The 21165-nt window shown below is 55.0% G+C and carries 19 protein-coding genes; 15 read left to right on the top strand and 4 right to left on the bottom strand.

Annotation, left to right across the window (positions count from 1 at the left end):
* Nucleotides 1–53: 53 nt before the first annotated feature.
* A complete protein-coding gene (gene malE, locus ACQ0PY_RS22580) occupies nucleotides 54–1244 on the bottom strand; it encodes a maltose/maltodextrin ABC transporter substrate-binding protein MalE (protein ID WP_109739581.1) in 1191 nt (396 codons plus the stop codon).
* A gap of 369 nt (nucleotides 1245–1613) precedes the next feature.
* Between malE and malK the strand changes: the two genes are divergently transcribed.
* From malK to ubiA, 5 genes are all read left to right on the top strand, one after another.
* Nucleotides 1614–2723 (top strand): maltose/maltodextrin ABC transporter ATP-binding protein MalK, encoded by a 1110-nt coding sequence (gene malK / locus ACQ0PY_RS22575; RefSeq protein WP_042321056.1) that lies wholly within the window; start codon nucleotides 1614–1616, stop codon nucleotides 2721–2723.
* A 74-nt stretch (nucleotides 2724–2797) separates the two neighbouring features.
* Nucleotides 2798–4123, top strand: a complete 1326-nt coding sequence (locus ACQ0PY_RS22570) for a maltoporin (protein ID WP_042999029.1) — start codon at nucleotides 2798–2800, stop codon at nucleotides 4121–4123.
* Between the two features lie 107 nt (nucleotides 4124–4230).
* Entirely contained in the window at nucleotides 4231–5175 is a 945-nt protein-coding gene (malM, locus tag ACQ0PY_RS22565) for a maltose operon protein MalM (protein WP_044253364.1), read from the top strand.
* A gap of 179 nt (nucleotides 5176–5354) precedes the next feature.
* Complete coding sequence (ubiC, locus tag ACQ0PY_RS22560; protein WP_042999031.1) at nucleotides 5355–5852, top strand: chorismate lyase; 498 nt, start codon at nucleotides 5355–5357, stop codon at nucleotides 5850–5852.
* Between the two features lie 12 nt (nucleotides 5853–5864).
* Entirely contained in the window at nucleotides 5865–6737 is an 873-nt protein-coding gene (gene ubiA / locus ACQ0PY_RS22555; RefSeq protein WP_044253361.1) for a 4-hydroxybenzoate octaprenyltransferase, read from the top strand.
* 130 nt (nucleotides 6738–6867) lie between these two features.
* Here the strand turns inward: ubiA and plsB are convergent, their stop codons facing one another.
* The gene (gene plsB, locus ACQ0PY_RS22550; RefSeq protein ID WP_042999033.1) at nucleotides 6868–9288 is read right to left on the bottom strand and encodes a glycerol-3-phosphate 1-O-acyltransferase PlsB; all 2421 of its coding nucleotides are present in this window, start codon (nucleotides 9286–9288) and stop codon (nucleotides 6868–6870) included.
* Between the two features lie 170 nt (nucleotides 9289–9458).
* On the opposite strand from plsB, the gene ACQ0PY_RS22545 reads away from it, so the two are divergent.
* From ACQ0PY_RS22545 to ACQ0PY_RS22530, 4 genes are all read left to right on the top strand, one after another.
* Entirely contained in the window at nucleotides 9459–9827 is a 369-nt protein-coding gene (locus tag ACQ0PY_RS22545; protein ID WP_042999034.1) for a diacylglycerol kinase, read from the top strand.
* A 122-nt stretch (nucleotides 9828–9949) separates the two neighbouring features.
* Nucleotides 9950–10558, top strand: a complete 609-nt coding sequence (lexA, locus tag ACQ0PY_RS22540) for a transcriptional repressor LexA (RefSeq protein ID WP_042321072.1) — start codon at nucleotides 9950–9952, stop codon at nucleotides 10556–10558.
* An 85-nt stretch (nucleotides 10559–10643) separates the two neighbouring features.
* Entirely contained in the window at nucleotides 10644–11969 is a 1326-nt protein-coding gene (gene dinF / locus ACQ0PY_RS22535) for an MATE family efflux transporter DinF (RefSeq protein WP_044264129.1), read from the top strand.
* A 130-nt stretch (nucleotides 11970–12099) separates the two neighbouring features.
* Nucleotides 12100–12309: a CsbD family protein gene (locus ACQ0PY_RS22530; protein WP_044264125.1), complete on the top strand. Its 210-nt coding sequence runs from the start codon at nucleotides 12100–12102 to the stop codon at nucleotides 12307–12309.
* Between the two features lie 77 nt (nucleotides 12310–12386).
* Here ACQ0PY_RS22530 and zur read toward each other — a convergent pair whose 3' ends face one another.
* Nucleotides 12387–12902 carry a zinc uptake transcriptional repressor Zur gene (gene zur, locus ACQ0PY_RS22525; protein ID WP_044264124.1) on the bottom strand — a complete coding sequence of 172 codons (516 nt, stop codon included), beginning with the start codon at nucleotides 12900–12902 and terminating at the stop codon, nucleotides 12387–12389.
* A gap of 281 nt (nucleotides 12903–13183) precedes the next feature.
* Here zur and ACQ0PY_RS22520 point away from each other — a divergent pair, with 281 nt between their 5' ends.
* The 3 genes from ACQ0PY_RS22520 to pspG all read left to right on the top strand — a co-directional run bounded on the left by ACQ0PY_RS22520 (nucleotide 13184) and on the right by pspG (nucleotide 15950).
* Entirely contained in the window at nucleotides 13184–14494 is a 1311-nt protein-coding gene (locus tag ACQ0PY_RS22520; RefSeq protein WP_044264122.1) for a conjugal transfer protein TraF, read from the top strand.
* 84 nt (nucleotides 14495–14578) lie between these two features.
* A complete protein-coding gene (gene dusA / locus ACQ0PY_RS22515; RefSeq protein WP_042999037.1) occupies nucleotides 14579–15574 on the top strand; it encodes a tRNA dihydrouridine(20/20a) synthase DusA in 996 nt (331 codons plus the stop codon).
* Between the two features lie 133 nt (nucleotides 15575–15707).
* A complete protein-coding gene (pspG, locus tag ACQ0PY_RS22510) occupies nucleotides 15708–15950 on the top strand; it encodes an envelope stress response protein PspG (protein WP_044257370.1) in 243 nt (80 codons plus the stop codon).
* A gap of 179 nt (nucleotides 15951–16129) precedes the next feature.
* On the opposite strand, the gene ACQ0PY_RS22505 is transcribed toward pspG, so the two are convergent.
* Nucleotides 16130–17113, bottom strand: a complete 984-nt coding sequence (locus tag ACQ0PY_RS22505) for a quinone oxidoreductase (RefSeq protein WP_061069528.1) — start codon at nucleotides 17111–17113, stop codon at nucleotides 16130–16132.
* 64 nt (nucleotides 17114–17177) lie between these two features.
* Here ACQ0PY_RS22505 and dnaB point away from each other — a divergent pair, with 64 nt between their 5' ends.
* The 3 genes from dnaB to tyrB all read left to right on the top strand — a co-directional run bounded on the left by dnaB (nucleotide 17178) and on the right by tyrB (nucleotide 21092).
* Nucleotides 17178–18593 (top strand): replicative DNA helicase, encoded by a 1416-nt coding sequence (dnaB, locus tag ACQ0PY_RS22500; protein ID WP_042321088.1) that lies wholly within the window; start codon nucleotides 17178–17180, stop codon nucleotides 18591–18593.
* Between the two features lie 95 nt (nucleotides 18594–18688).
* Nucleotides 18689–19768, top strand: coding sequence for an alanine racemase (alr, locus tag ACQ0PY_RS22495; protein ID WP_109739580.1), 1080 nt, complete (start codon nucleotides 18689–18691; stop codon nucleotides 19766–19768).
* A 130-nt stretch (nucleotides 19769–19898) separates the two neighbouring features.
* Nucleotides 19899–21092: an aromatic amino acid transaminase gene (gene tyrB / locus ACQ0PY_RS22490; RefSeq protein ID WP_046401383.1), complete on the top strand. Its 1194-nt coding sequence runs from the start codon at nucleotides 19899–19901 to the stop codon at nucleotides 21090–21092.
* The last annotated feature ends 73 nt before the right edge of the window (nucleotides 21093–21165 follow it).

The following is a 21165-nucleotide window of genomic DNA, read 5'->3' as shown; positions in this document are numbered from 1 at the left end:
TCTTGTCGTGAATGTGCCTGATAAGCGCAGCGCCATCAGGCACATCGACAGCATTACTTGGTGATACGGCCCTGCGCGTCTTTCAGTGCTGCGTCAACGGTCTGACGACCACTGGCGGCGTTGATGACTGCCGTACGAACCGCGTACCAGAACGCAGACATCTGCGGGATGTTCGGCATGATTTCGCCTTTCTGGGCGTTATCCATGGTGGCGGCGATACGTGGGTCTTTCGCTAATTGATCCTGATAGGATTTCAGCGCCACGGCGCCCAGCGGTTTGTCCTTGTTCACTTCTTCCAGACCCTGATCGGTCAGCAGGTAGTTTTCCAGGAACTCTTTTGCCAGTTCTTTATTCGGGCTGGCGGCGTTAATACCGGCACTCAGCACGCCGACGAACGGTTTAGACGGTTTGCCTTTGAAGGTTGGCAGCAGGGTGACGCCGTAGTTCACTTTGCTCTTATCGATGTTCGTCCATGCCCACGGACCGTTGATGGTCATCGCCGTATCGCCTTTGTTAAAGGCCGCTTCGGCGATCGAGTAGTCGGTGTCGGCGTTCATGTGTTTGTTCTTGATGAGGTCAACCAGGAAGCCCAGACCCGCTTTCGCGCCTGCGCTGTCGACGCCCACGTCTTTCACGTCGTACGTGCCGTTTTCAAACTTGAATGCGTAACCGCCGTCGGCAGCAATCAGCGGCCAGGTGAAGTACGGCTCTTGCAGGTTGAACATCAGCGCGCTCTTACCTTTCGCCCTCAGCTCTTTATCCAGTGCCGGAATTTCTTCCCAGGTCTTCGGCGGGTTTGCCACCAGGTCTTTGTTGTAAATCAGCGACAGCGCTTCAACCGCGATCGGATAGGCGATCAGTTTGCCGTTGTAACGCACGGCATCCCAGGTGAACGGATAGAGTTTGTCCTGGAACGCTTTATCCGGCGTGATTTCAGCCAGCAGGCCAGACTGTGCGTAACCGCCAAAACGATCGTGCGCCCAGAAAATGATGTCCGGACCGTCACCAGTTGCCGCGACCTGCGGGAATTTCTCTTCCAGCTTGTCCGGGTGCTCGATGGTCACTTTGATACCGGTGTCTTTCTCGAATTTTTTACCCACTTCGGCCAGGCCGTTATAGCCTTTGTCGCCGTTAATCCAGATAACCAGTTTACCTTCTTCAATTTTGGCCAGAGCCGGTGCGGAAATCATCATTGCTGCGAGGGCGGACAATGCGAAAACGCGTGCGCCAGTCTTGATCTTCATATCTGCCATCCTTTTGGTGATGTGCTCGTGGTAAGACTTCAGTGGTTCAACGTGACTCAGTCTCCTTATTTGACATCCTCTTTCCATCCTCCTTACCCCTACGCCCCACCCGCTCTTTATGTGATCTGTGTTGCAGAAATATGAGTAATGCGTACTGGCGCACATAAAAACAGACTCATTTTTGCGGGGGACATCACGAAATTACGCGATGTCCCCCGGCCTGGGTCTCAGACTTCCTTCCCTCATCCTCCCGACTCCTCCCCCATAAAAAAGCTGGGGGGTGGAGGATTCACGCTCGCAGTGAATCCCGCATAGTCGGGCCATCATGAATGTTGCTGTCAATGACAGGTTGTAACGAAGGGAGAAGGCATGGCGAGCGTACAGCTGCGAAATGTAACGAAAGCCTGGGGTGATGTGGTGGTATCGAAAGATATCAATCTCGACATTCACGAAGGGGAATTCGTGGTGTTTGTTGGACCGTCAGGCTGCGGCAAATCGACCCTGCTCCGTATGATTGCCGGACTTGAAACGATTACCAGCGGAGATCTCTATATTGGGGAAACCCGCATGAACGATATCCCCCCTGCGGAACGTGGCGTCGGGATGGTCTTCCAGTCCTACGCGCTCTACCCCCATTTATCCGTTGCCGAAAATATGTCGTTTGGCCTGAAACTGGCGGGCGCGAAAAAAGAGGTAATGAATCAGCGTGTTAACCAGGTTGCCGAAGTGCTGCAACTGGCGCATCTGCTGGAGCGTAAACCGAAAGCCCTTTCTGGGGGACAGCGCCAGCGCGTGGCGATTGGCCGTACGCTGGTGGCGGAACCGCGTGTGTTCCTGCTCGATGAACCCCTCTCCAACCTTGATGCCGCGCTGCGCGTGCAGATGCGTATCGAAATCTCCCGTCTGCATAAACGCCTGGGTCGCACGATGATCTACGTCACCCACGATCAGGTCGAAGCGATGACGCTGGCCGACAAAATCGTGGTGCTGGATGCCGGTCGCGTCGCGCAGATTGGCAAGCCGCTGGAACTGTATCACTACCCGGCAGACCGCTTCGTCGCGGGTTTTATTGGTTCACCGAAGATGAACTTCCTGCCGGTGAAAGTCACCGCAACCGCCATCGACCAGGTGCAAGTGGAACTGCCGAACCGTCAGCACGTCTGGCTACCGGTCGACAGCCGTGATGTGCAGGTCGGCGTAAATATGTCGCTAGGTATTCGTCCGGAACATCTGCTGCCCAGTGATATCGCCGATGTCACGCTGGAAGGCGAGGTTCAGGTCGTCGAACAGCTTGGTCACGAAACACAGATTCATATTCAGATCCCCGCCATTCGTCAAAACCTGGTGTACCGCCAGAACGACGTGGTGTTGGTAGAAGAGGGCGCCACATTCGCTATTGGCCTGCCGCCAGAGCGTTGTCATCTGTTCCGTGAAGATGGCACCGCATGTCGTCGGTTGCATAAAGAGCCCGGTGTTTAAGGTGTCCCATTAAAAAAAAGCGCAAAACCCTACGGTGAAGCGTGCAAAGAAAAGCAATGATCTCAGGAGATAGAATGATGATTACTCTGCGCAAACTCCCCCTGGCGGTTGCCGTCGCAGCAGGCATTATGTCTGTTCAGGCAATGGCAGTGGATTTCCATGGTTATGCTCGTTCCGGTATCGGCTGGACGGGTAGTGGCGGCGAACAACAATGTTTCCAGGCAACCGGTGCTCAAAGTAAATACCGTCTTGGCAACGAATGTGAAACGTACGCGGAACTTAAACTGGGCCAGGAAGTCTGGAAAGAGGGCGATAAGAGCTTCTATTTTGACACCAACGTTGCCTACTCCGTGGCACAGCAGAATGACTGGGAAGCCACCGACCCGGCATTCCGTGAAGCGAACGTACAGGGTAAAAACCTGATCGACTGGCTGCCTGGCTCCACCATCTGGGCAGGTAAGCGCTTCTATCAGCGTCACGACGTTCACATGATCGACTTCTACTACTGGGATATTTCAGGTCCTGGCGCCGGTATCGAAAATATCGATCTGGGCTTCGGTAAACTGTCTCTGGCCGCCACCCGTTCTCAGGAAGCTGGCGGCTCTTACATCTTCAGCAGCAATGATATCTATGACCGTTACAAAGACACGGCGAACGACGTTTTCGACGTGCGTTTAGCCGGTCTGGAAACGAACCCGGACGGCGTGCTGGAACTGGGTGTTGACTACGGTCGTGCGAACAAAACTGACGGCTACAGCTATGCCGACGGTGCCACTAAAGACGGCTGGATGTTCACCGCTGAACATACGCAAAGCATGCTGAAAGGCTACAACAAGTTTGTCGTTCAGTACGCTACCGATGCAATGACGACTCAGGGTAAAGGGATCCCGCAGGGCTCCTTCACGGGTAACAACTACAACCCAGATACGGAAATTGGCGTCGTTAACAACGAAATCAACAACAACGGTAGTCTGGTGCGTATCCTCGACCACGGTGCTATCTCTCTGGGCGACCGTTGGGACCTGATGTACGTCGGTATGTATCAGGATATCGACCGTGACGATAACAACGGTTCAACCTGGTATACCGTCGGTGTGCGTCCGATGTTCAAATGGACACCGATCATGAGCACCCTGATGGAAATCGGCTACGACAACGTGAAGTCTCAGCGTACCGACGACACCAACAACCAGTACAAAATTACCCTGGCGCAACAGTGGCAGGCTGGCGACAGCATCTGGTCCCGCCCGGCTATCCGTGTCTTCGCGACCTACGCGAAGTGGGATGAGAAATGGGGTTACGACAACGGCATTGCCTACAGCGATACCAGCGCGCGCACCTACAGCCGTGGCGACAACGATGAGTGGTCCTTCGGTGCTCAGATGGAAATCTGGTGGTAATCCGGCACTAACCTGACGTAGCGAGGGGCGTAAGCCCCTCTGTTTCTCGCGGTTTAGCGCGCTATTGCCTGGCCACCGCTGAACCCACGCTTTCTGAGGTGATAACAATGAAAATGAAGAAAAGTCTCGTCGCCCTTTGTTTATCCGCAGGGTTAGTTGCCAGTGCGCCGGGCATCAGCCTGGCTGACGTGAATTACGTTCCACAGAATACCAGCGCCGCACCGACGATTCCGACGGCGGCACTCCAGCAGTTAACCTGGACGCCGGTTGACCAGTCCAACACGCAAACCACACAGCTTTCGACCGGCGGTCAGCGTCTTGATGTCGCGGGCATCTCCGGTCCGGTTGCCGCTTACAGCGTACCGGCGAACATCGGGGAGCTAAACATAACGCTCACCAGCGAAGTGAACAAACAAACCAGTGTCTTCGCGCCCAACGTCCTGATTCTCGATCAGAACATGACGCCTTCTGCGTTCTTCCCCAGCAGCTATTTCACCTACCAGGAACCGGGCGTGATGAGCGCGGATCGTCTGGAAGGGGTGATGCGCCTGACGCCAGCGCTGGGCCAGCAGAAGCTTTATGTTCTGGTCTTTACGACCGAGAAAGATCTTCAGCAGACCACCAAACTGCTCGATCCAGCGAAAGCCTACGCCAAAGGCGTGGGTAACTCGGTGCCGGATATTCCGGATCCGATTGCCCGTCATACTACCGACGGTCTGCTGAAGCTGAAAGTGAAAACCAGCAGCAGTTCCAGCGTGCTGGTGGGGCCATTGTTTGGTTCTTCCGGCCCGGGTCCGGTGACGGTAGGCAATACCGCCGCACCTGCACCGACCTACGCTGCACCTGCTGCCGCGCCGGTGGTTGCACCTGCGCCCGCGAAGAAAAGCGAGCCGATGTTGAACGACACCGAAAGCTACTTTAACAAAGCGATTAAAGACGCCGTCGCGAAAGGTGACGTTGATAAAGCGCTGAAACTGCTTGATGAAGCTGAACGTCTGGGATCAACATCTGCCCGTTCCACCTTTATCAGCAGTGTAAAAGGCAAGGGGTAATTTCTCCCCACATTGCTGATTTGCAACAACTGGTGCGTCAACTGGCGCACCTTTTTTTTAGCATTTCCTGCGACTTGTTACGTTTCTGTTGCGTAACAGATCACTTAATTATGTTTCCATCTTCCGTAAGCGCTTTTCTGCGATACAATGCCTTTCAGTTATGAAACGGAGAGTCAGGCATGTCACACCCCGCGTTAACGCAACTGCGTGCGCTGCGCTATTTTGAAGAGATTCCCGCCCTGGATCCAGAACAGCTCGACTGGCTGCTACTGGAAGATTCCATGACAAAACGTTTTGAACAACAGGGAAAACGGGTCACGGTGACCCTGATCAGGGAGGGATTTGTCGGTCAAAATGAGGTGGTGGAAGAGCTGACGCGACTGCCAAAAGAATCCCGCTACTGGCTGCGTGAAATCCTGCTCTGTGCCGATGATGAACCCTGGCTGGCTGGACGCACCGTGGTGCCTGAATCCACGCTGTCCGGCCCCGAACTGGCCTTACAACACTTAGGCAAAACCCCGCTGGGGCGTTATCTGTTTACATCATCGACGTTGACCCGAGATTTTATTGAGATTGGTTGTGATGCCGGGCTGTGGGGACGTCGTTCCCGCCTGCGACTGAGCGGTAAGCCGCTAATGCTGACCGAACTGTTTTTACCTGCATCGCCGTTGTACTAAGAGGAAAATAAAATGGAGTGGAGTCTGACGCAAAATAAGCTGCTGGCGTTTCACCGCTTGATGCGTACGGATAAGCCCATCGGCGCCTTACTGCTGCTCTGGCCGACGCTGTGGGCTCTGTGGGTAGCGACCCCTGGCGTCCCTCAAGGGTGGATCCTGGCGGTGTTTGTCGCCGGGGTCTGGCTGATGCGTGCCGCCGGATGCGTGGTTAATGACTATGCCGATCGAAAATTTGACGGACACGTAAAACGCACGGCGAACCGCCCATTACCTAGCGGCGCAGTGACGGAGAAAGAGGCCCGGACGCTGTTTGTGGTGCTGGTACTGCTCGCTTTTCTGTTGGTATTAACGCTCAACACCATGACCATATTGCTGTCGGTTGCAGCACTGGCGCTGGCGTGGGTCTATCCGTTTATGAAGCGCTACACCCACCTGCCGCAGGTAGTGCTGGGGGCGGCGTTTGGCTGGTCGATCCCGATGGCCTTCGCGGCGGTGAGTGAGTCGGTACCCTTGAGCTGCTGGCTGATGTTCCTGGCCAATATCTTGTGGGCGGTGGCCTACGACACGCAGTACGCGATGGTTGATCGCGATGACGATCTGAAAATCGGCATTAAATCGACGGCCATTCTGTTTGGCGAACATGACAAGCTGATTATCGGTATCTTGCAGGTGGCGGTGCTGGCGCTGATGGCGCTGATTGGCTGGCTGAACGGTCTGGGGCTGGGTTATTACTGGTCTGTGCTGGTCGCGGGCGCGCTGTTTGTTTATCAACAGAAACTGATTGCCAACCGCGAACGCGAGGCCTGCTTTAAAGCATTCATGAACAATAACTACGTCGGGCTGGTGTTGTTTATCGGTCTGGCAATGAGCTACTGGCACTTATAAAGCATCTTGCCCGGTGGCGCTGCGCTTATCGGGCCTACCAAACCGTAAGCCGATGTAGGCCGGATCAGGCGGAACGCCGCCATCCGGCAATCTAACATAAAAAAGCCGGTCATCTTGACCGGCTTTTTCTTTACTCGCTCTGCGTCGCGCTCTCGATGGTGAGGCGTACATCCGACGTGATGAGTTCCGCCAACATCTGATACACCTTCATCGTTTCGCCCGGCTCCGCATCGCCGGTATCGCTGATGTAACCCTCGTCACGCAGAGTCAGCACCAGTGAGCTGAACACCGCCTTGTCGAAGAATTCCGGCGCGTTAATACCGTGCAGCACGGACAGACGCTGCGCCACGGTGCGGCTTTCTTTCTCCAGCGTCCCGCGGTTGATCGACGGGTTAGCGCTCAGCAGCCAGAAGGTGATGGCATAACGCTGCAGCGTTTCGCGCGCACCCGCGGCCAGCAGTTGCAGCGTACGGGAATGAGCCGGATTGATATGCAGTTCATCATCCTGAACGGTAATCAGCCCCTGACGCTGCATTTCAGCCGTCAGCGCGTCAATCACGTCTGCCAGCTCATCGCGCTCCCAGCGCAGGAACAGCTCGGCTTTCAGCATCGGGTAGAGCACGTCAACGTGTTGCAGCAACGCTTCGCGGGAAATATGACGATGCTGGGTGACGATCGCCGCCATCAGTGACGGTAGCACCAGCATATGCGCGATGTTATTGCGATAGTAGGTCATCAGGACCGCCTGCTCGCGCGGCAGAATGATGATATCGCCAATGGTATCCTTCTCGACTTCGAATTTGTTCATCTGCAACGCGTGATCGATAAGATCGCTGGCGTTGACAGACGGCACGGTCGAATCAGAGGAATACGGCACGTTGCGCATCAGATCCAGGTAACAGTTGAGCTGCTCGGTCAATTGTTCGCGGGTCAGCGAACGCTGGCGAGACGCTAACAGCGCGGTGCAGCACAGGTTCATGGCGTTCGCCGCACCCGCATTGTTAATACGCACCATCAGCTCCGCCGCAATCCCGTTTACCGTCGGCGTCAGCCAGGCTGGACGCACGGCTTCGATCGGATCGATAGACTCGCGCCACTCCGGCACGTGGTGATTCAGGTAGGTCATCAATGGCATTGGCTCGCCAAAGTTGACGTAGCCCTGACCGAGATTACGCAGCTTGCTCAGGCCACGCAGCATCTGCGGCAGGCTCTCTTTCTCTTTGGTCGCGCCGCGCAGCTCTTTGGCATAGGTTCCTACTTCCATCACGTGCTCGTAACCGATGTAAATCGGCACCAGAGTGATCGGACGGGTGCCGCCGCGCAGCATCGCCTGGATGGTCATCGACAGCGTGCCAGTTTTTGGGTCCAGCAAACGGCCGGTACGGGAACGACCACCTTCGACAAAGTATTCAACCGAGTAGCCGCGGCTGAACAGTTCGCCCAGATACTCACGGAAAACCGTGGAATAGAGCTTATTGCCCTTAAAGGTACGACGAATAAAGAACGCGCCCAGGCGGCGGAAGATCGGGCCTGCCGGCCAGAAGTTCAGGTTGATACCTGCAGCGATGTGCGGCGGCACCAGCCCCTGGTGATAGAGCACGTAGGAGAGCAGCAGGTAGTCCATGTGGCTGCGGTGGCAGGGAACATAAACAATTTCGTGCCCGTCGTGCGCCAGTTGGCGAACGCGTTCTGCGTTGTGAACGTTAATCCCCTGATACAGCCGGTTCCAGGTGAAGCCCAGAATACGGTCGGTCAGGCGAATCATCTCGTAAGAGAAGTTGGCGGCGATCTCTTCCATCAGCGCAATGGCGTTTTGCTGCGCCTTTTCATGGGAGATTTTCTTGCTGCGCGCTTCGTCTTCTACCGCGCGGGCAATTGCTTTGGAGGCCAGCAGCTTGTTGAAGAGATCCTGACGCGCAGGTAAACGCGGCCCCACCGCGGCAAGGCGCTGACGGGCGAAGTGCATACGCGCCACGCGAGCCAGTTTCTGCGCAATGGTTTTATCCGTGCCGTGCTCATCGGCCATTCGGCGCAGAGAGACGGAAGGCGAGAAGCGGACAAAGCTGTCGCGGCCAAGCCAGGAGACGGCAAAGAATTTCTGAATGCCGTTAAGCATGCGCAGCGGCGGGTTAACCTCGCCCTTTTCACGACCCGGAGAACGTCCAAACATCACCGACACCGGCACCATTTGCACATCCAGATCCGGATTGCTGCGATGCAGGTCGAGATAGTTATGGAACAGCTTGATGGATTCTTCTTTCGGCGTGTAATAGGTGAAGACACGCGGTCCGCCGTGAATGAACACATAGCGCGGCAACTGTGTGCCATCGATCTCCAGCGGTTCTAACGGGTCGGGGAGATCGTGCGCCAGACATTGCGCGCGCAGCGTCAGCAAGTCCGCTTTGGAGTTGTACGGTAAAACGTACATAATTGGGCGAGAGGTATCGAGTCCCAATTCCGGGGCAGGATCTGCCGGAATAGACTTGCTTTTTACCAGTACACTTAATGGTAAATTCAGGATTTTGTAGTAAATTCGTGGCCAGCCGGACATAAACGATGTAAAGCCTCTGGTTAATAATGCAATTGCGTTGCAAGGATATCAGAAAGTCATGTGAATTTCTGGTCTATCCCGTCATACTTCGCGCCGCGTTGCCCTAACTCGAATTACATGAGTTAACAAGACAATGTCATTGACGCCAATAATGCAAAAAGGTTCTTTTAATGGCTAATAATACCACTGGATTCACCCGAATTATCAAAGCTGCAGGCTATTCCTGGAAAGGTTTTCGCGCCGCGTGGATTAACGAGGCCGCGTTCCGTCAGGAAAGCGTGGCGGCGCTGCTGGCCGTGGCTATCGCCTGCTGGCTGGACGTGGATGCCATTACGCGCGTTCTGCTGATAGGCTCTGTCATGCTGGTCATGATTGTTGAAATCCTGAACAGCGCCATTGAGGCGGTAGTGGACCGTATCGGCTCTGATTATCACGAACTTTCTGGTCGCGCAAAAGATATGGGGTCGGCGGCGGTGCTGCTTTCTATCATTGTGGCGCTGATCACCTGGGGACTCCTGTTGTGGCCACATTTTCGCTAACGTTTTTCGACCCTGATTCCATAACCGGCTAAATCTGCTGTCGAATGTGTAGTTTGTGGTTCCAAAATCACCTTTAGCTGTATATACTCACAGCATAACTGTATATACACCCAGGGGGCGGAATGAAAGCGTTAACGGCCAGGCAACAAGAGGTGTTTGATCTCATTCGGGATCACATCAGCCAGACAGGTATGCCACCGACGCGTGCGGAGATCGCACAGCGTTTGGGGTTCCGTTCCCCAAACGCGGCTGAAGAACACCTGAAGGCGCTGGCACGTAAAGGGGCGATTGAAATCGTCTCCGGTGCTTCTCGCGGCATTCGACTGCTGCAGGAAGAAGAGGAAGGGTTACCGCTCATCGGTCGCGTTGCGGCGGGCGAGCCGCTGCTGGCGCAGCAGCACATTGAAGGCCATTATCAGGTGGATCCATCTTTGTTTAAGCCGAACGCCGATTTCCTGCTGCGCGTCAGCGGAATGTCGATGAAAGACATCGGCATTATGGATGGCGATCTGCTGGCGGTACACAAAACCCAGGACGTGCGTAACGGTCAGGTGGTTGTAGCGCGTATCGACGATGAAGTGACGGTCAAGCGCCTAAAAAAACAGGGCAATAAAGTTGAACTGCTGCCCGAAAACAGCGAATTTAAACCAATCCTGGTTGACCTTCGCGAACAGAATTTTACCATCGAAGGACTGGCCGTTGGCGTCATCCGTAATGGTGAATGGCTGTAGTATTTCTTTAGGCCGGATAAGGCGTTTACGTCGTTATCCGGCACTCTCACCACTCTCGTTATGACCTCTTCTCAGGCTCGTCTCCATGCCTTTTTTTGCTTCTGCTGACAAAGCACTCTGGCGCCTCGCCTTACCGATGATTTTCTCCAATATCACCGTTCCGCTGCTGGGACTGGTGGATACGGCGGTCATTGGTCACCTGGACAGCCCCGTCTATCTCGGCGGTGTGGCAGTAGGCGCAACCGCAACCAGCTTTCTGTTTATGCTACTGCTCTTCTTACGGATGAGCACTACCGGGCTGACGGCGCAGGCATTCGGCGCGAAGAATCCTCAGGCGCTGGCGAGGGCTCTGGTGCAACCGCTGATCCTGGCTTTGGGCGCAGGGACATTGATTGTTATCTTCCGCACGCCGATTATCGACCTGGCGCTACACATTGTTGGCGGCAGCGAAGCGGTGCTGGAACAGGCGAGGCGATTCCTGGCCATTCGCTGGCTGAGCGCGCCGGCGTCACTGGCGAATCTGGTTCTGCTCGGTTGGTTACTGGGCGTGCAATACGCGCGTGCGCCGGTGATCCTGCTGATTGTCGGCAATATCCTGAACATTGTGCTCGACCTCTGGCTGGTAATGGGGCTGCATATGAACGTGCAGGGGGCCGCACTGGCGACGGTGATTGCGGAATATGCGACGTTGCTGATCGGTTTGTTGATGGTGCGTAAGGTCTTGCACTTGCGGGGCGTCTCTCTCGTCATACTCAGGCAGGCCTGGCGCGGCAACTTTCGTCGCCTTCTGGCGCTCAATCGCGACATCATGCTGCGTTCGCTGCTGCTGCAACTCTGTTTTGGTGCCATTACCGTGCTGGGGGCCAGACTGGGTAGCGATATCATCGCCGTTAACGCCGTGTTGATGACGTTGCTGACGTTTACGGCCTATGCGCTGGATGGCTTTGCCTACGCCGTGGAGGCGCATTCCGGTCAGGCCTATGGCGCCCGCGATGGCAGTCAGTTGCTGGAGGTCTGGCGCGCGGCGTGCCGTCAGTCAGGTATTGTCGCACTGCTGTTCTCAGTGGTTTATCTGCTCGCGGGCGAACAGATCGTCGCGCTGCTGACATCACTTCCGCAAATCCAGCAACTGGCCGATCGCTATCTGCTCTGGCAAGTGATTTTGCCGTTGGTCGGCGTCTGGTGCTATCTGCTGGATGGTATGTTTATCGGTGCAACGCGGGCGGCTGAAATGCGTAACAGTATGGCGGTCGCGGCTGCCGGGTTTGCGCTGACCCTGCTGGCGCTCCCCGTATTGGGGAATCACGGTTTGTGGCTGGCGCTGGCGGTTTTCCTGACGCTGCGCGGACTGTCATTAGCCTGGATCTGGCGGCGCCACTGGCGGAATGGGACCTGGTTTTCGGCTTCGTGATGGTTAAAGATTCTGAATAGTGAATTGAACCCAGAATCTCTGACTACACTTAATCTCACGTCCAGCAGAAAACGAACGCAGTTGGGCGGTTTACTCTCACTATTCACAGCCTAATAAAGAGGACTTTATGATGAATAAAGACGAAGCCGGCGGTAACTGGAAACAATTTAAAGGTAAAGTGAAAGAGCAGTGGGGCAAACTGACCGATGACGATATGACAGTCATTGAAGGTAAGCGTGATCAACTGGTCGGTAAGATTCAGGAACGTTATGGTTACGAGAAAGACCAGGCGGAGAAAGAGGTCGTTAGCTGGGAAAAACGCAACGACTATCGCTGGTAAGCTACCCTCATACCCGTGAGTACATGGATGTAAGCCCCTCTGTTTGCTTCGGGCGGCATAGCATGCCGCCCATTTCCTTAACGGGGTTTCTTTTTAACCTGAATCGAATGATCGTGCTGACACTCGCCAGGGTGACGGCAGGCTTCCACTTCCACGCAGGCTGAGCATAATCCGTGTGCTTCAATCACATTGTGGCGCAGGGCAAACCCCATCTTCGCCGCCAGCATATGCATAATGTCTTCCACGCCCTCCGCACACTCTTCTTTCACCGCACCACAGCGGTCGCAGATAAACATCGCGGAAGTATGAGTTGGCTGATCGAACAGGTAACACAGCACGTAGCTGTTGGTGGATTCAACCTTATGCACAAACCCTTGTTCAAGCAGAAAATCAAGTGCGCGATAGACCGTTGGCGGCTTGGCCTGCGGTTCTGATTCACGCAGCAGGTCGAGCAGATCGTAAGCGCTAATTGCGCCTTCCTGAAGGCTCATCAGACGCAACACCTCAAGGCGCTGTGGGGTCAGGCGCACATTGCGTTGCGCGCACAGTTTTTCAGCTTGCGCCAGCAACTCTTGCGTTGTGGTCTTTTCCATTGGGCACCTCGGATCGCGTGAAGTAAGAAAACCCTCACTTTATCATGTTATGGGAGAAACGCCGAGATCCAGGCCGGCACGATAAATCGCCTGCTAATCTTTCCCTGTTTCGCATTCTCTTCTATACATATTGATGTCTGTCACATAATAAAAACGTTCCAGCAAGTTCTGCATGGAGCGAATAGCGTCATCTTCACCCATTTTATCACAGCAATAGTCCTACTCAGCCGCGTTGATACTGGCTGAGGCATTATTTCACCTGCAAATAAAATAGGTTTACTGTGAATAAAAATTTTAATTTTTCGGTGGTGGCAATTGCGGTCTCGTTCCTGGTTTCCCAACAGGCGAACGCGGCGAATACCTGGGCGGAAGCGCGTAACGACGCGATGGGCGGAACGGGCGTGGCGTCGGCAAATTATGGTAGCGGGGTTCTCATTAACCCGGCGTTGCTGGCGAAAGCGAAGCCTGAAGACAGCGTTACCGTGATTCTTCCGGCGGTCGGTGCACAAATCACCGACAAAGATAATCTTCAGGATGAAATTGATGAGATCAGCGACAAAATCGATTACTACGATGAGGTGGTTGATAATCTGACGCCGCAGGAAGTTTTGCTCAACCCGCGCGGCGTGTTGAATCAGTTTCAGGGCGCGGCACGCGATCTTGCCGATGAACTCGAATACCTGAAAGGGAAAACGGCACGCGCCAGTGCAGGGGCGGGACTGGCGGTGAGCATTCCCAATGAGACGCTTTCCCTGGCTTTCGTGGCGAAGGGCTATGCGCATGGACGGGTCAGTTCATCCATTGATCAGGGTGATATTGACTATCTGCGCCGGATTGAGGGCAGCGATACCTATGCGCTCGTTGAAGCCGGGAAGGCGGCGATTGAAGGCTCAGATGAGATAACCAAACACCTCAACTCGACGGCATCGGGACGCGCGGCAATTGTTTCAGATTATGGTATCGCCGTTGCCCGACAGTTTACGTTCGGCGATGTGCCGGTGTCGATTGGCGTTACGCCAAAACTGCAAAAAACCTGGCTCTACAATTACACCACCTCTATCTATAACTACGACAGTAGCGACTGGAACAGTAGTCGTTATCGTAATGATGACACTGGTTTTAACGTCGACGCCGGGATTGCGGCGGACTTTGGTGAACACTGGACGGTGGGGATCAGCGGGCAGAACCTCATTTCACGCGATCTGGATACCAAATCGATCACTATCACCCACGGCATGACGGGTGAAACGCGAAACTACAAAGACACGTACCAGATTCGCCCGCTGGTCACCGCCGGTGTGGCGTGGCAAAACGAGCTGCTGACGCTGAGTGCAGACGGTGATTTGACCGAAACCAAAGGTTTCAAAAGCGAGGAAAACTCACAGTATGTCGGCGTTGGTGCTGAAGTCCGGCCGCTCGACTGGCTGGCCGTGCGTGCCGGTTATCGTGCTGACGTGAAAGATAACGACAGCAACGTCTTTACCGGCGGCGTCGGGTTTGCCCCGTTCAACCGCGTACATCTTGACTTGATGGGACTGTATGGCGAGGACGAAACCTGGGGCGCAGGCGCGCAGGTCAGCGTGACGTTCTGATGGGGATAACCGGAGACATTACGTCTCCGGTTTTGCCTGTGCTATAGTAGCGCCCCCAATTTACAGGATGCTCAAAAAACCACCATGTCACCAGAATCACAATCTGCCTTTCCCGCTCACCGTTTTTCCATCGCGCCTATGCTCGACTGGACGGACAGACACTGCCGCTACTTCCTGCGCTTATTGTCTCGCCAGACGCTGCTCTATACCGAGATGGTGACGACGGGGGCGATTATTCATGGCAAAGGAGATTATCTGGCATACAGCGAAGAAGAGCATCCGGTCGCTCTGCAGCTAGGCGGCAGCGATCCGGCAGCGTTGGCGCACTGCGCGAAGCTGGCTGAAGCGCGCGGCTACGACGAGATCAACCTCAACGTCGGCTGTCCGTCCGATCGTGTACAAAATGGCATGTTTGGCGCCTGTCTGATGGGCAATGCGCAATTGGTGGCAGACTGCGTGAAGGCGATGCGTGACGTGGTGTCGATTCCGGTGACCGTGAAAACCCGTATTGGTATTGACGATCAGGATAGCTACGAATTTCTTTGCGATTTCATCAATACGGTGTCTGGTCGCGGTGAGTGCGAGATGTTCATCATCCACGCTCGTAAGGCCTGGCTCTCCGGATTAAGTCCGAAGGAAAACCGTGAAATCCCGCCGCTGGATTATCCGCGTGTATATCAACTGAAACGCGATTTCCCGCAGCTGACGATGTCCATTAATGGCGGCATTACGTCGCTGGAACAGGCGAAGGCGCATCTTGAACATATGGACGGCGTGATGGTCGGGCGCGAAGCCTATCAGAACCCTGGCATTCTGGCCGCTGTCGATCGCGAAATATTTGGCTCCTCAACTGCTGATGCCGATCCGGTTACGGTGGTGCGGGCCATGTATCCTTATATCGAACGTGAACTGAGCAAGGGCACGTATCTTGGTCATATTACGCGCCACATGCTGGGGCTGTTTCAGGGGATCCCGGGGGCGCGCCAGTGGCGTCGCTACCTGAGCGAAAACGCCCATAAAGCCGGTGCCGATGTTAATGTGCTGGAGCATGCGCTGAAGCTGGTGGCCGATAAGCGTTAGATTTTCACTAAAAAGTAGTCAATTTCACCACGCCCTGCAAAGTTTTGCGGGGCGTTTTGCTGAAAAATCAAGAAATTAAGTTTGGCATGATTTTTGTAATGGTCTGGGCAGGAATTCATTATGGGAGAGCATCATGCTGGAACTACTTTTTGTGCTTGGCTTCTTTATCATGCTGATGGTCACCGGCGTCTCGCTATTGGGCATTCTGGCCGCGCTGGTTGTTGCCGCGTTCGTGATGTTCCTTGGCGGCATGTTTGCACTGATGATCAAACTCTTGCCGTGGTTGCTGTTGGCTGTTGCGGTGGTGTGGGTGATTAAAGCGATTAAGTCGCCAAAAATCCCACAATATCAGCGCAATAACCGTTGGCGTTACTAAAGATGTGAGGGATGCGTCACAACCTGTAACTTTGGCGTCAGAACCAAATAGGAATTGACTACCAAATCTGTCAGTATTGCGCGACTAACAGATTCATCGAGCTGTACCCTACATACAGCCGAACTAAAAAAGAAAGGGCTTCCCAATGGGAAGCCCAATTTCTTTCAGGAGCAAGGGAATCAAGGGATCAGCAAACTCGAACCCTGCGTTGCCCGACTCTCCAGCACTTCATGCGCGCGCCGTGCCTCTTTCAGCGGATATTTCTGACGGTCTGGCACATCCACTTTGATCACGCCGCTGGCGATCAGCGAAAACAGTTCGTTACTGGCTTCGGTCAACTCTTCCGCGTTGGTGATGTAGCCCTGAAGAGAAGGGCGCGTGGCGTATAGCGAACCTTTCTGATTCAGAATCCCCAGGTTCACGCCGGTCACCGGGCCTGACGCGTTGCCAAAACTGACCATCAGCCCCCGACGCTGCAGACAGTCCAGTGAGGCTTCCCAGGTATCCTTACCGACCGAGTCATACACCACGCGGACTTTTTTGCCGCCGGTTATCTCTTTAACCCGTTCGACAATGTTCTCTTCGCGATAGTTAATCACCTGCCATGCGCCGGCATCCAGCGCTCGCTGTGCCTTTTGCGCGCTGCCAACGGTGCCAATCAGTTTCGCGCCCAGCGCTTTCGCCCACTGACAGGCAATCAGCCCTACGCCGCCAGCGGCCGCATGGAACAGGAACGGTTCGTCGGGCTTGATTTCGTAAGTTTTGCGCAGCAGATAAAAAACGGTTAGTCCCTTCAGGAAAGAGGCGGCAGCCTGCTCGTAAGAGATGGCGTCAGGCAGGATAGCGGCTTTATCGGCCGGTACGTTGTGGACCGAACTGTAGGCGCCGAGTGCGGACTGCGCATACACCACGCGATCGCCTGCTTTAATATGACGGACGCCGTTGCCGACTTTGCTGACGATGCCAGCTGCTTCGGTCCCTAAACCGCTGGGCAGCGCGGGGGGCGGATAGAGCCCACTGCGAATATAGGTATCAATAAAGTTAATGCCGATCGCTTTGTTTTCGACCTGGATTTCGTTTGCTGCGGGATCGGCAGGGGTAAAGTCCACGGCCTGAAGCACGTCAGGGCCACCATGCTTGTGAAATTCAATTCGTGTTGCCATGATTTCTCCAGTATCATCGGAAGATTAGCGTCAACTCACTTTTATCTCGGTAACTCCATTCACTATGGCAGGAAATAAACCCTTCAACAAACAACAGACTGATGTCCGTGATCGCGACCCACAGGTTGCCGGACTGAAAGTACCGCCGCACTCGATTGAAGCGGAACAGTCGGTGTTGGGCGGTTTAATGCTGGATAACGAGCGCTGGGACGATGTCGCCGAGCGCGTGGTAGCGGAAGATTTTTATACCCGTCCACATCGTCACATCTTCACAGAAATGGGGCGGTTGCAGGAAACCGGCAGTCCGATAGACCTGATTACGCTCGCGGAATCGCTGGAGCGGCAAGGGCAACTGGACAGCGTCGGCGGTTTTGCGTATCTGGCTGAACTCTCCAAAAATACGCCAAGTGCCGCGAATATCAGCGCCTATGCGGATATTGTTCGCGAACGTGCGGTGGTGCGCGACATGATTGCCGTCGCCCATGAAATTGCGGATGCGGGTTTTGATCCGCAGGGGCGCACCAGTGAGGATCTGCTCGATCTCGCCGAGTCCCGCGTCTTTAAAATCGCGGAAAGCCGCGCCAATAAAGACGAAGGCCCGAAAAACATTGCCGATGTGCTCGACGCGACCGTTGCGCGTATCGAACAACTGTTCCAGCAACCGCACGACGGGGTGACGGGGGTTAACACCGGCTATGACGATCTCAACAAAAAGACCGCAGGCCTGCAGCCTTCGGATCTGATAATCGTCGCGGCGCGTCCGTCAATGGGAAAAACCACATTTGCGATGAACCTCGTCGAAAATGCGGCGATGTTGCAGGATAAACCGGTTCTTATCTTTAGTCTTGAGATGCCCTCTGAACAGATTATGATGCGTTCTCTGGCCTCGCTGTCCCGCGTGGATCAGACCCGTATTCGTACCGGGCAACTGGACGATGAGGACTGGGCGCGCATTTCCGGCACGATGGGCATTCTGCTGGAAAAACGTAACATCTATATTGATGACTCCTCCGGTCTGACGCCAACGGAAGTGCGCTCCCGCGCGCGCCGTATCGCTCGCGAACATGGCGGTATCGGGCTGATTATGATCGACTACCTGCAATTGATGCGCGTGCCATCGCTGTCCGACAACCGTACGTTGGAGATTGCTGAAATTTCCCGCTCGCTGAAAGCGCTGGCAAAAGAACTGCATGTGCCGGTCGTGGCGCTGTCGCAGCTTAACCGCTCGCTGGAACAACGTGCTGATAAGCGCCCGGTCAACTCCGACCTGCGTGAATCCGGCTCCATTGAACAGGATGCCGACTTAATCATGTTTATCTACCGTGACGAGGTTTATCACGAGAACAGCGACCTGAAAGGGATTGCGGAAATCATCATTGGTAAGCAGCGTAACGGCCCCATCGGGACCGTGCGACTGACCTTTAACGGACAATGGTCGCGCTTCGATAATTATGCGGGACCGCAGTACGACGACGAGTAAATCCTCGTCATCCTTTGTGCCGCAGCGGCGTTGACCGTCTTGCTGTGACGCAAATGATTGAGAAGATTATTTCTTTATTAAGGCAAGGAATGACAATGCAAGCGGCAACTGTAGTTATTAACCGCCGCGCTCTGCGACACAACCTGCAACGTCTGCGTGAACTGGCGCCTGCCAGCAAGCTGGTTGCGGTCGTGAAAGCGAACGCTTACGGACACGGTCTGTTAGAGACCGCGCGAACGCTCCCCGATGCTGACGCTTTTGGTGTGGCGCGTCTCGAAGAAGCTTTACGTCTGCGAGCAGGGGGGATCACGCAACCCATCCTGCTGCTGGAAGGCTTTTTTGAGGCATCCGATCTGCCCACCATTTCCGTACAACACCTGCATACGGCGGTCCATAACCAGGAACAACTGGCCGCGCTGGAAGCCGCCGAACTGGATGAACCGGTGACCGTGTGGATGAAACTCGACACCGGCATGCATCGTCTGGGCGTGCTTCCTGAAGAAGCGGACGCCTTCTGGCAGTGCCTGACGCAATGTAAAAACGTGCGCCAACCAGTTAATATCGTCAGCCATTTTGCCCGTGCGGACGAGCCGGAATGTGGAGCGACCGAACGGCAGCTTGATGTGTTCAATACCTTTTGTGAAGGCAAAGCGGGTCAACGCTCGATTGCCGCCTCCGGCGGGATTTTACTCTGGCCGCAGTCGCATTTTGACTGGGTTCGTCCTGGCATTATTCTCTACGGCGTGTCGCCGCTGGAAAACCAGTCCACAGGGGCCGATTTTGGCTGCCAGCCGGTCATGTCGCTGACTTCCAGCCTGATTGCCGTGCGCGAGCATAAAGCGGGCGAGCCGGTAGGCTATGGCGGAACGTGGATCAGCGAACGTGATACACGTCTTGGCGTCGTGGCGATGGGCTATGGCGATGGTTATCCGCGCGCTGCGCCATCCGGTACGCCGGTGTTGGTGAACGGTCGCGAAGTACCGATTGTGGGTCGCGTAGCGATGGATATGATTTGCGTTGATCTCGGGCCGCAGGCGACAGACCTGGCCGGTGACCCGGTGATTTTATGGGGAGAGGGACTCCCGGTGGAACGCATTGCGGCGATGACTAAAGTCAGTGCTTATGAGCTGATTACCCGCCTGACTTCACGGGTGGCAATGAAGTATATCGATTAAGCGGGCGTGTGGAGTGCCGGATGGCGGTGTAAACGCCTTATCCGGCAATATTCCCACCAGGCGCTCGATCTTCCTCTCCATCCGGTTTATTGTGTCTTAACCCCTGCCTGTAAACCTGGAGAACCATCGCGTGTTTCAAAAAGTTGACGCCTACGCTGGCGACCCGATTCTGTCGCTCATGGAGCGGTTCAAAGAAGATCCGCGTAGTGACAAAGTGAATCTGAGTATCGGTCTGTATTACAACGAAGACGGGATTATCCCGCAGTTGAAAGCGGTGGCGGAAGCCGAAGCGCGTCTTAACGCGCAGCCGCACGGCGCTTCGCTGTATCTGCCGATGGAAGGGTTGAATACCTATCGTCATACTATCGCGCCATTACTGTTTGGGGCTGATCATCCGGTTCTCCAGCAGCAGCGTGTGGCGACGATCCAGACATTGGGCGGCTCTGGCGCGCTGAAAGTGGGTGCCGATTTCCTCAAGCGCTATTTCCCGGATTCCGGCGTGTGGGTCAGCGATCCGACGTGGGAAAACCATATCGCGATTTTTGAAGGGGCTGGATTTACCGTCAGCACCTATCCCTGGTACGACAATGCTACCAACGGCGTGCGTTTCAACGATCTGCTGGCGACCCTGAAAACGCTGCCTGCGCGCAGTATCGTCCTGTTGCATCCTTGCTGCCATAACCCGACGGGTGCGGATTTAACGCACGCGCAATGGGATGCGGTGATTGAGATCCTGAAAGCGGGCGATCTGATCCCGTTCCTCGACATTGCTTATCAGGGCTTTGGCGCTGGTATGGATGATGATGCTTATGCTATTCGCGCGATTGCCAGCGCCGGGCTGCCTGCTCTGGTGAGCAACTCATTCTCGAAAATCTTCTCTCTGTACGGCGAGCGTGTCGGTGGGCTTTCTGTCGTCTGTGAAGATGCCTCCACCGCAGGCCGCGTACTGGGGCAACTGAAGGCGACCGTACGTCGTAATTACTCCAGCCCGCCGAACTTTGGGGCGCAGGTGGTCGCGACGGTGCTCGGCGATGACGCGCTGAAAGCCAGTTGGCTGGCGGAAGTGGAGGCAATGCGAACCCGTATTCTGGCCATGCGTCAGGAGCTGGTGAACGTGCTAACCGCCACCATTCCGGGCCGTAATTTCGACTATCTGCTGCAACAGCGCGGCATGTTCAGCTACACCGGGCTAAGCGCGGCTCAGGTCGATCGCCTGCGCGACGAGTTTGGCGTCTATCTGATCGCCAGCGGGCGTATGTGCGTGGCCGGTCTGAACGTGGCGAATGTGCAGCGTGTAGCGAAGGCCTTTGCTGCGGTCATGTAATTCCTCTCAGGCCGGTTGAACCGGCCTTTTTCCTTCTATATGTGATCCTCCTCTTTTTCCAGGGTTAAACCGC

Source organism: Citrobacter sp. LST-B2 (assembly GCF_057983045.1).
This window is presented reverse-complemented; position numbering and strand designations above follow the sequence as displayed.

Bases quoted from the DNA above. Each gene is read 5' to 3' on its own strand.
- dusA (WP_042999037.1), top strand. From the start codon at position 14,579: ATGTCACCAGAATCACAATCTGCCTTTCCCGCTCACCGTTTTTCCATC.
- ubiC (WP_042999031.1), top strand. From the start codon at position 5,355: ATGTCACACCCCGCGTTAACGCAACTGCGTGCGCTGCGCTATTTTGAA.
- dnaB (WP_042321088.1), top strand. From the start codon at position 17,178: ATGGCAGGAAATAAACCCTTCAACAAACAACAGACTGATGTCCGTGAT.
- ACQ0PY_RS22545 (WP_042999034.1), top strand. From the start codon at position 9,459: ATGGCTAATAATACCACTGGATTCACCCGAATTATCAAAGCTGCAGGC.
- lexA (WP_042321072.1), top strand. From the start codon at position 9,950: ATGAAAGCGTTAACGGCCAGGCAACAAGAGGTGTTTGATCTCATTCGG.
- ubiA (WP_044253361.1), top strand. From the start codon at position 5,865: ATGGAGTGGAGTCTGACGCAAAATAAGCTGCTGGCGTTTCACCGCTTG.
- ACQ0PY_RS22570 (WP_042999029.1), top strand. From the start codon at position 2,798: ATGATGATTACTCTGCGCAAACTCCCCCTGGCGGTTGCCGTCGCAGCA.
- alr (WP_109739580.1), top strand. From the start codon at position 18,689: ATGCAAGCGGCAACTGTAGTTATTAACCGCCGCGCTCTGCGACACAAC.
- zur (WP_044264124.1), bottom strand. From the start codon at position 12,902: ATGGAAAAGACCACAACGCAAGAGTTGCTGGCGCAAGCTGAAAAACTG.
- pspG (WP_044257370.1), top strand. From the start codon at position 15,708: ATGCTGGAACTACTTTTTGTGCTTGGCTTCTTTATCATGCTGATGGTC.
- ACQ0PY_RS22530 (WP_044264125.1), top strand. From the start codon at position 12,100: ATGAATAAAGACGAAGCCGGCGGTAACTGGAAACAATTTAAAGGTAAA.
- malM (WP_044253364.1), top strand. From the start codon at position 4,231: ATGAAAATGAAGAAAAGTCTCGTCGCCCTTTGTTTATCCGCAGGGTTA.
- plsB (WP_042999033.1), bottom strand. From the start codon at position 9,288: ATGTCCGGCTGGCCACGAATTTACTACAAAATCCTGAATTTACCATTA.
- dinF (WP_044264129.1), top strand. From the start codon at position 10,644: ATGCCTTTTTTTGCTTCTGCTGACAAAGCACTCTGGCGCCTCGCCTTA.
- malK (WP_042321056.1), top strand. From the start codon at position 1,614: ATGGCGAGCGTACAGCTGCGAAATGTAACGAAAGCCTGGGGTGATGTG.
- ACQ0PY_RS22505 (WP_061069528.1), bottom strand. From the start codon at position 17,113: ATGGCAACACGAATTGAATTTCACAAGCATGGTGGCCCTGACGTGCTT.
- malE (WP_109739581.1), bottom strand. From the start codon at position 1,244: ATGAAGATCAAGACTGGCGCACGCGTTTTCGCATTGTCCGCCCTCGCA.